Source organism: Pseudomonas sp. PA-5-4B (assembly GCF_021606215.1).
GTDB lineage: Bacteria > Pseudomonadota > Gammaproteobacteria > Pseudomonadales > Pseudomonadaceae > Aquipseudomonas > Aquipseudomonas edaphica.
The window spans coordinates 35,266-43,878 of record NZ_WKDB01000054.1; the positions used below are offsets into that span (position 1 = coordinate 35,266).

Here is an 8,613-nt window from a genome sequence, read left to right on the forward strand (position 1 = left end):
CCACATCTACCTCCAAGTTTTCCGAGCAGTCTAACGACGGGACTGCCCATTGTGCACAGCCCACCTCAGGGTTGCCACACGGTCTTTTCCCCACTGAGCTTACGGTCCAAAAACGTCGCCGCGCTGATCAATGCCAAGTGGCTCAGCGCCTGGGGCGTATTGCCCAGGTGACGGGCCTGGCTGTCGAACTCTTCGGCGTACAGGCCCAGCGGGTTGGCGTAGCGCAGCAGTTGTTCGAATTCCAGGTGGGCTTTCTCCACTTGGCCGGCGCGGGCCAGGCATTCGACATACCAGAATGAGCAGGCAGTAAAGGCGCCTTCGGTGCCTTGCAGGCCGTCGATCTGGCTGTCATCGTTGCGGTAGCGATAGACCATGCCGTCACGCACCAGGCTTTTCTGGATTGCTTCCAGGGTCGACAGCCAGCGCGGGTCGGTGGCCGCGACGAAGCGCACCAGCGGCATCAGCAGCATCGAGCCATCCAGTGCGGTGCTGCCGATATGTTGCACAAAGTGCCCGCGCTCTTCGTTCCAGAAATTGCTCCAGATATCGGCGTAGATGGCCTGACGGGTCTGGTCCCAGCGTGCGAATGGGGCCGGCAGCGAGCGTTTTGAGGCCAGGCGGATTGCGCGGTCCAGCGCCACCCAGCACATCAGCCGCGAATGCAGGAAGTGATGCTGCTCGCCGCGCATCTCCCAGATCCCGACATCTTTCTGGTTCCAGATTTCGCAGACCTGGTCGGCCACTTCCACCGTGTGTTTCCAGCCTTCGTGGGAAATCGCCTCGCCATATTTGTTAACCAGGTACACCGCGTCCATCAGCTCGCCGTAGATATCCAACTGGATCTGGTCGAACGCCTCATTGCCGACGCGCACCGGCTTGGCGCCGCCGTGCCCGGTCAAGTGATCGAGTGTGGTTTCCGGCAGCTCCTGGCGCCCATCAATGCCGTAGAGGATATTGATTTTGGTCGGCTTGCCGCAGCAATCGCTGACTCGGCCTTTGAGCCAGCGCATGTAGCTGTTGGCTTCCTCGACAAAGCCCAGGCGCATAAACGCGTAAACGGTGAACGAGGCGTCGCGGATCCAGGTGTAGCGGTAATCCCAGTTGCGTTCGCCGCCGGGTGATTCCGGCAGGCCGAAGGTGGCGGCAGCGATGATTGCGCCGTGTTTGCGTGAGGTCAAAAGCTTCAAGGCCAATGCCGAGCGGTTGACCATTTCACGCCAGCGCCCACGGTAATTGGATTGCGCGATCCAGCCGCGCCAGAACTTCAGAGTGCGTTCCAGGTACAGGTCGGTGCAGTCATTGGTGACGCGTGGGTCGTCGGCGCCACCGAGGACAAATTCGGCGCCTTCCTCCTGGCTCAGGCTAAAGCTTGCGACTGCAGCGTGGTCTTCGAGGTTCAGCGGATGGCTACCGACCAGGCGCAGGGCGGGCTGGCCGTCAGCCGTAAACAGCACGCCATCGTTGTCGGTCGTCGCCTGGGTTTGTGCGCGGGAATAGTCATGGCGCACGGCGCAGCGCAGGTGAAGGGTGGCTTTGCCGCTGACCACACGCACGCGGCGAATCAACAGCGGCAGGTCGTCGACGTCTTCGCCAACGGTCAGCAGGTCAGTGATTTCCACCACGGCTTCATCGCTCAGCCAGCGGGTTTGCAGCACGTTGGTGTCGGGCAGGTAGATTTGCTCGCGGCGTGCGTTGGGCAGGTCGGGGGTGAGTTGGAAAACACCGGCTTCGGGCGTGTCCAGCAGTGAGCAGAAGATTGATGGACTGTCGAATTCCGGCCAGCAGAAAAAATCGATGCTGCCTGTGTCGTTCACCAGTGCCGCGCTGCGCATATCGCCGATGATGCCATGGGCATCGATGGCGCTTTGGGGTTCGTTCTTGAAATCAACCATTGCCACGAAACTCCGGATAAAGGCTCATGCCGCCATCAATAAACAAGGTGCTGCCCACCACGTAGTCGGAGGCATCACTGGCCAGCCAGACCACCGCATTGGCCACGTCTTCCACGTCGCCTACGCGGCCGTAGGGAATCAACTTGAGCAATTCTTTTTCAGCCGCGCCTTCGGTGGCCGCACGGTTGATTGCCGTGCGAATCGCCCCTGGCGCGATGCCATTGATGCGGATGCGCTGTTCACTGACTTCCTGGGCGAGGGTGCGCATCAGCATCTCCACACCGCCCTTGGAGGCTGCGTAATTCACATGCCCGGCCCACGGGATGACCTGGTGCACCGAACTCATATGGATGATTTTGCCGGCCGCCCGCGAGACGCCGTCGCGAATGCCTTGGCGATTGAAGATCCGCACGGCGGCGCGGGCGCACAGGAACTGGCCGGTGAGGTTGACGCCGATCACGGTGTTCCAATCGTCGAGGGTCATGTCGACCAGATTGGCGTCTTTTTGCAGGCCCGAGTTGGCCACCAGAATGTCCAGGTGACCGAAGGCCTCAAGGGTCTGGGCGAACAGGCGCTCCACGTCGGCTTCTTTGGACACGTCACCGCCGATGGCAATTGCCCGCCCGCCGCCTGCGTTGATCTGCGCAGCGAGGGCTTCGGCTGGCGCCGCCTGGGAGTTGTAGTTGAGCACCACGGCCGCGCCGGCTTCGGCCAACGCCTTGGCTGCGCCTGCGCCGATGCCGGAACTGGCGCCGGTGACCAGGGCCACTTGTTGCTGCAAGGAGATCTGCATTGCCCACCCACCGTTCTATGAGAGTCCTTTGTGCTGACTGACACGTGTCGGTAGAAGTTCAGCAGTCGCAAATGGGTTTTTCGATTGAAGTGCTTAGGTTTTGGGAATAAAAAACACAATATAAATAATTAAAAGTAATTAATAAACCGCTAAAAATCGTTTGACAGGATTTTTCTCTAGGCGTCTTATAAGCACACCTAAATGTGCTCCGCTGGTAGTTCAGAAGTCATCGCGGATATACCTATAAGAGATGCCCATGTACCCATTGGCCTTTATAGGGGAACTACCAGTTCAGGAGGCTGCGCCTGTCCGCGTGGGCGTGCCTAAGTTAGTGATCTTCGACTGCGACGGTGTACTTGTACACAGCGAAGAAATCACCCTGTCTGTATTGATCTCCCTGCTGAATGAACAAGCACGTCGTGACGCACCAGAGGCTACGGGCCTTGACTTAGTAGAATTTATTGAGCGCTTTCGTGGGCGCAAGATTGCCGACTGCTTACGTGAAGCTGAACGGGTATTGAGTATTTGCCTGGACAGTCAGTTTGAAGAAGCTTTCCGTCAGCGTGCACGGATCGATTTGACGGCGCAGTTAAAACCTACCGATGGAATAAGAGAAGTACTGGAGGGCCTGACGCTACCTTTTTGCGTAGCCTCCAGTGCGCCCCGTAATAAAATAGAACACTGTTTACGTCTCACGGGACTGTTGTCTTATTTTGAGGGGCACATATTCAGTTGTTACGAGTTGGGGCGTTGGAAACCAGACCCTTTAGTATTTTTAACGGCGTGCGCTGCTTATAACGTCGACCCCCGTGATGCATTGGTTATTGAAGACAGTGTTGCCGGCATTCGCGCGGCGGTTGCTGCGAATATAAGCGTGTTGGGTTTTGGGCCCGTGGGCCGACATTTAATTTTGGCTGATGCCGGGGCGTTGCCTTTTTCCAATATGCGTGAATTACGCACGGCGCTAGCGTGATATGACTACTCAGGGAGGAGGCGTTGTGAAGACTTCAGGTTATACAGAGCGGCTAAAGGGTAATGATCAACGTTCGGAGGTCTGGTGGGATTCGTCGCCTGCCGTCTATGTGCCTTATAAGAAACACTTGCTTGAAAAATACCCGGCAGCGTCCGGCTGCATAGAGCAGTTAATGCCAGACACATTTTCGCAACCCGGTGGGTTCAGCAATGTGACGACAAACCCTCGACTGGTCACTGCGGTGATTCTTGAAAGACGCGAGTATTGGTTGTCGCGGTTTAATCTTGCCAAACTGGCGCCCCAAGAGTTGCGCAGGAAACTGTACGACGAAGTGATCGTGCAGGGGGCTGCGGACCTGAAGCAACGCTGGGTTCAATCCGGGCAGTGTGAAGGCTGGATTAGCGCTCAAGTTGATCCGGTCGATGTGCGCTGCGCTGAACGCATGACTGCCAGGGGAGTGGCGCTGCGTCAGTTGTCTGCGAATGTGATGGTGAAGGTCCCCGCAAGCCAGGAAGGCCTTACGACTGTCGAGCACTTAGTGGCGCAAGGAAGTTCTCTCAACATCACGTTCTGCTTCACTGTTTCGCAATTCAAGGCAGGCATCCAGGCAATAGAGCGTGGAAGGGTGACTGCACGCAGCAAGGGTGTTGACACAAGCCATTGCAAGTACGTGATCACGTTCATGATCGGCCGCTTCGCCTGTCAACCCGAGCTTGCGTTACAAGCGGCGGAGCGTGGCCTGACGCTGAGTCCAGAGGATCTGCGCTGGGCCGAGTTGCTGGTTTATGAGCAGATACAGGCGCTGGTCTCGGCGTCTTCCGTTCCTGTCAAAACCCTGCTTTCCAGTATAAAAGTCGATGTCGACGAGCGTGGAAACAAGCATTGCTGGCACTTGGAGAAGACCGGCTTGTCGGCGACGTGCTACACACTGACGCCGGAGGTGGTTGAGTTTTTGATTGAGCGCGAAAGTCGCGGTAAACCTGTATTTCCTGCAGCGGAACCCTTGAAGCCCCCGGCTTCGACGCTCGCGAAGTTGTTTCGTATTCCGTACTTCTGCGAAGCCTACTGCCTGGACGGCATTGAGCCTTATGACTTTTGCAATCATGAGGCTTTTATCAACACGTGCAATGAGGCCAACAGTGCGCACCGACGCTTGGCCGATTTTTGCACTCGACTCTGCCCCCCTGTGCACGCTTTCAGCCGCTCGCTCAGTGCGATCATGGCGGCCGAATACGGGGTGCTCGTATGAACAAGATGGTCGGGTTATGGGCGCACCCCCGTTCTCGTTCAACGGTGTTGGAGCGCGTGTTTATCGAGCGCAAAGACTTTGAAGTCTTCCACGAGCCGTTTGCTCATATGGCATTTTCTGCAGACTCTGCCATTCCTTCGGATGAATGGGATCATAGTTTTCCAACCACGTATCAGGGCATAAAAGAACGACTGGTCAAGGCCAGGGAGACGGCCAGCGTATTTCACAAAGACATGTGTTATCACTGCCTCGATGACTTAAAAGTAGACGTGGACTTTCTGGCGCAACAAGACAATATCTTTCTTATTCGGGAGCCCGCCAGCAGCATTCTTTCGCATTATCGAATACACCCCAACATGCCGTTGCAAGCCATCGGGCATAAAGCCTTGTATGAGATCTTTTGTGTGGTCACCAAACTCACCGGCAAAGTGCCCTATGTGATTAATGCTGATGACCTGGCGGCAGCGCCGGAGCGCGTGATTGGCAAACTGTGTGACTATTTGGATATTGAATTTCTGCCGCAAGCCATGGTGTGGAAACGCGAGTGCCCTCCGCAATGGAAAACCTGGCGAAGTTGGCACGTCGCCGCAGAAAACAGTGAGTGCATTATTTCGTCGAGTAAGACTCAGCCCGATAAAGAGGTTCTCGATAATACGCCAGCGTTAAAAGCGATGTATGACTATCACCGGGTTTTTTACGCGCGCATGAACGAATTCTGTCAATAGGAAACAGGGCATGAAAAAATTGATTATTACCGGTGCCGCTAATGGAATTGGTAGGGCGACACTGGAACAGGCGATTGTTGATGGTTACTTTGTGATTGCCGTCGATAAGGACGTGGATGCGCTCAACACCTTGCAACAAACTTACAGTGCGAGTGTATTAGAGACACAGGTTGCCGATCTTTCCAGTGACGCTGTGATCAAGAGCTTTATTCCAAGCCTGTATGAGCGTCATGCCACTATCTATGGGTTAATTAATAATGCAGGGCTGTATCACGGCAAAAGCATTTATGCCTATTCCGATAACGAAGTGGATGAAATGCTTAACGTTAACCTTAAAGCCTTGGTTTACCTTTCCAAAGATTTCGCCGAACGCGAAATGAAGCACGAAGCACCGCGCAGCATCGTCAATATCACCTCAGTGGCAGGGGAAGTGGGCAGCTGTGATGCCCTGTACGGCGCCACGAAGGCTGCAGTGATCGGTTTGACCAAGGCCAATGCCTGGAACTTCGCCCCTTTTGTACGGGTAAACGCGGTGTCTCCGGCACTGATTCACGACACGGCCATCTACGACACTATTCCTGAATACCGGCGGGCTGAATACGCGCGCCAGGAAATTCTTAAAGACCCCATCCTGCCCAGTGGTGTTGCTGAGGTCATTTTGCTGTTGGTCGGTGAAGGTTTTCGTCATATGACCGGCAAGGTTATCCCGGTTGATAACGGAGCCTACCCACGGTGAGCCAGCCCATACCGAAGAAAAAGTTGCTGTTGGTGGGCGCAGGTAATTTGTGCCTGCACATTCTCAAGATTCTGGCGCCCAGGAACAGGTTCGAGTTTGTCGTGCTGGGGCGCAACGAAGAAATGACCATCCGGATGTGTAACCTGGTGACGCTGTCGTGCGCACAACTGGAGCAGTATGTTGCTATCTCGCCAGTGATCGCGGACTTGACGGATATCGGCAGCGTTACCCAAGTGCTTCGGGAACATGCGCCGGACATCATCGTGAACTGCGCCTCGTTGCAGTCATGGAGAGTGATCACCGGGTTGCCCAAACACTCGTTCGAACAACTTGACCAGGCACAGTTCGGTCCCTGGTTACCCATGCACCTGACACTGATGCATGACTTGATGCAGGCAGTGAAGGCTTCCGGTATCACGACCCTGACCGTCAATGCGGCCTTTCCTGACGCCGTCAATCCGATTCTGGCCAGGGTCGGTCTGGCCCCTGACATCGGGGTGGGTAATGTCGCCAACCTGATTCCGGCCGTGCGTTTCTCCATCGCGCGGTTGCTGAAGTGTTCTCCCGCTGACGTGGAGGTGATGCTGTATGCCCAGCATTATTTCAGCCACTACGTGCCACGGGGCGGACGGCCCCCGCGTGCCAGCTATCGCTTGTTGTATGAGGTTCGCGGCCGGCGCGAAGTCGCTCGTCTGTCCGATGAGGTGATTTTTTCTACGGTGAAATCCGAGTTTCGTCGCTTGGGCGGGGTTGATGGGCAGTTTCTAACCGCGTGTTCTGCGGTCACCGTGATCGAAGGGCTGTTCTCACCGACGCCGGTACTGGTGCACGCGCCCGGTCCGTTGGGGCTTCCGGGCGGCTATCCGGTCTGGCTTCAGGACGGACGCATCAATGTGCAGTTCTCCGACAAATGCCCCTACGACGACGCGGTGCGCCTTAACAGCATTTGCCAAAGCCACGACGGTATCGACGAAATCCATTGTGACGGCTCGGTCACCTTCAACCCCAGGTGCATGGCAATCATGCAGACGATGCTGGGGTACTCCAAGGACATCATGTCGGTTCGGCAGTCCGCGGACTGTGCTCGGGAGTTGGCGGGAAAGTACCTGTCTTTCAAGAATTCAATCGGCTAGGAGCGGTGTGCCATGAGTCAAATCCTGGGGTATGAACACGAGGAAGTAGCCAATTACTCAACTCAATATTCGTCGGACTTTGTCGAGCGCTGGGACGCGTTGATTGATTGGGAAAAAAGAAAGGCCGGCGAGAAGGGGTTCTTTGAGCAGTTGCTGAAAAGTCACGGTGTGAGATCGGTGCTGGATGTATCCACGGGCAGTGGTTTTCATGCCGTGCAACTCAAACAGGCAGGTTTCAAGGTGGTCGCTACGGACGGTAGCGGCACGATGTTGAAAAAAGCCCGGCAGAACTTCCTTGAACGTGAATTGGCTATTGAATCCCACCATATGGAGTGGCTTGACCTCGACCCGGACGTGCTGGGCACGTTCGATGCCGTAGTGTGCCTGGGCAGTTCACTGTGCCATGTGTTTGAGGCGCACGACCGCATGAGCGTGCTGCGCAAGTTCAGGGCATTGCTCAAGCCAGGCGGTGTGTTGATTGTTGATCAGCGTAATTTTTTTGCTATCCGCGCGGGCAACTTCAAATCCAGCGGCAATTATTATTACTGCGGGGCCAGTGCGTCGGTCAGCCTGGGAAGGGTCGATGCACAGGTGTGCGAGTTCATTTACGACTTTGAAGATAAACAACGCTACAGCCTGAAAGTGTATCCGTTATTACCCAAGGAACTGGCCGACGAGATTCAGGCTAGCGGCTTCTCTGCCCATGAAGATTACGGTGATTTTCAGCGTGACTTCGACAGGATGAATTGTGATTTTGTCATCCACACCGCCCGCGCCGTGTGAGGGCGTCATGATGAGCACACTCGTACAGAATAATTCTCGCGCGCTGGACAGCGTGGTGCTGGCAGTCGTACTGACAGGGTTTGTGGCCAGTACCTATGGGTTCGGCGTTTACTTGTTCGCCAACCTGGTCGTTGATATGCGCCGAGATATCGGCTTTGACTACACCACTGTGGGCTTGATTACCGGCGGCGCACAGATCGGCTTTCTGCTGTTTTCTTCGGTCACCAGTTACATCAGCCGTTTTTTCGAAGGTTGGAAAATCAGCCTGGTATCCACCGTGGTGACGTCTCTGGCCCTGCTGGGCTTGAGCGTCAGCGACAGCATTTGGT

At 55.6% G+C, this 8,613-nt stretch carries 8 protein-coding genes and 1 pseudogene; 7 read left to right on the top strand and 2 right to left on the bottom strand.

The features are described from left to right. Window positions 1-65 precede the first annotated feature (65 nt). Together GIW28_RS22800 and GIW28_RS22805 are read right to left on the bottom strand one after the other, a co-directional pair. On the bottom strand, window positions 66-1,892 hold the full coding sequence (locus GIW28_RS22800; protein WP_017135321.1) for a glycoside hydrolase family 15 protein: 1,827 nt from the start codon (window positions 1,890-1,892) through the stop codon (window positions 66-68). Then, window positions 1,885-2,685 (bottom strand): glucose 1-dehydrogenase, encoded by an 801-nt coding sequence (locus GIW28_RS22805; RefSeq protein WP_017135320.1) that lies wholly within the window; start codon window positions 2,683-2,685, stop codon window positions 1,885-1,887. Before GIW28_RS22805 ends, GIW28_RS22800 begins: the two co-directional genes overlap by 8 nt. Before the next feature lie 256 nt (window positions 2,686-2,941). On the opposite strand from GIW28_RS22805, the gene GIW28_RS22810 reads away from it, so the two are divergent. The 7 genes and pseudogenes from GIW28_RS22810 to GIW28_RS22840 all read left to right on the top strand — a co-directional run. Continuing rightward, window positions 2,942-3,658: an HAD family hydrolase gene (locus GIW28_RS22810; RefSeq protein ID WP_017135319.1), complete on the top strand. Its 717-nt coding sequence runs from the start codon at window positions 2,942-2,944 to the stop codon at window positions 3,656-3,658. A 25-nt stretch (window positions 3,659-3,683) separates the two neighbouring features. Next, window positions 3,684-4,907, top strand: coding sequence for a transaldolase family protein (locus GIW28_RS22815; protein WP_236447411.1), 1,224 nt, complete (start codon window positions 3,684-3,686; stop codon window positions 4,905-4,907). Continuing rightward, the gene (locus GIW28_RS22820) at window positions 4,904-5,632 is read left to right on the top strand and encodes a sulfotransferase family protein (protein ID WP_099550082.1); all 729 of its coding nucleotides are present in this window, start codon (window positions 4,904-4,906) and stop codon (window positions 5,630-5,632) included. The genes GIW28_RS22815 and GIW28_RS22820 overlap by 4 nt, the downstream gene beginning before the upstream one ends. 10 nt (window positions 5,633-5,642) lie before the next feature. Beyond that, on the top strand, window positions 5,643-6,368 hold the full coding sequence (locus tag GIW28_RS22825; protein ID WP_236447412.1) for an SDR family oxidoreductase: 726 nt from the start codon (window positions 5,643-5,645) through the stop codon (window positions 6,366-6,368). Further along, on the top strand, window positions 6,365-7,501 hold the full coding sequence (locus GIW28_RS22830; protein ID WP_017135315.1) for a hypothetical protein: 1,137 nt from the start codon (window positions 6,365-6,367) through the stop codon (window positions 7,499-7,501). Before GIW28_RS22825 ends, GIW28_RS22830 begins: the two co-directional genes overlap by 4 nt. Before the next feature lie 12 nt (window positions 7,502-7,513). After that, window positions 7,514-8,284: a class I SAM-dependent methyltransferase gene (locus tag GIW28_RS22835; RefSeq protein WP_170040672.1), complete on the top strand. Its 771-nt coding sequence runs from the start codon at window positions 7,514-7,516 to the stop codon at window positions 8,282-8,284. 10 nt (window positions 8,285-8,294) lie between these two features. Continuing rightward, window positions 8,295-8,613, top strand: a pseudogene (locus GIW28_RS22840) (MFS transporter); the annotation flags it as partial.

Coding starts and splice junctions, on each gene's coding strand:
- GIW28_RS22800 (WP_017135321.1), bottom strand. CDS start 1,892: ATGGTTGATTTCAAGAACGAACCCCAAAGCGCCATCGATGCCCATGGC.
- GIW28_RS22805 (WP_017135320.1), bottom strand. CDS start 2,685: ATGCAGATCTCCTTGCAGCAACAAGTGGCCCTGGTCACCGGCGCCAGT.
- GIW28_RS22810 (WP_017135319.1), top strand. CDS start 2,942: ATGTACCCATTGGCCTTTATAGGGGAACTACCAGTTCAGGAGGCTGCG.
- GIW28_RS22820 (WP_099550082.1), top strand. CDS start 4,904: ATGAACAAGATGGTCGGGTTATGGGCGCACCCCCGTTCTCGTTCAACG.
- GIW28_RS22825 (WP_236447412.1), top strand. CDS start 5,643: ATGAAAAAATTGATTATTACCGGTGCCGCTAATGGAATTGGTAGGGCG.
- GIW28_RS22835 (WP_170040672.1), top strand. CDS start 7,514: ATGAGTCAAATCCTGGGGTATGAACACGAGGAAGTAGCCAATTACTCA.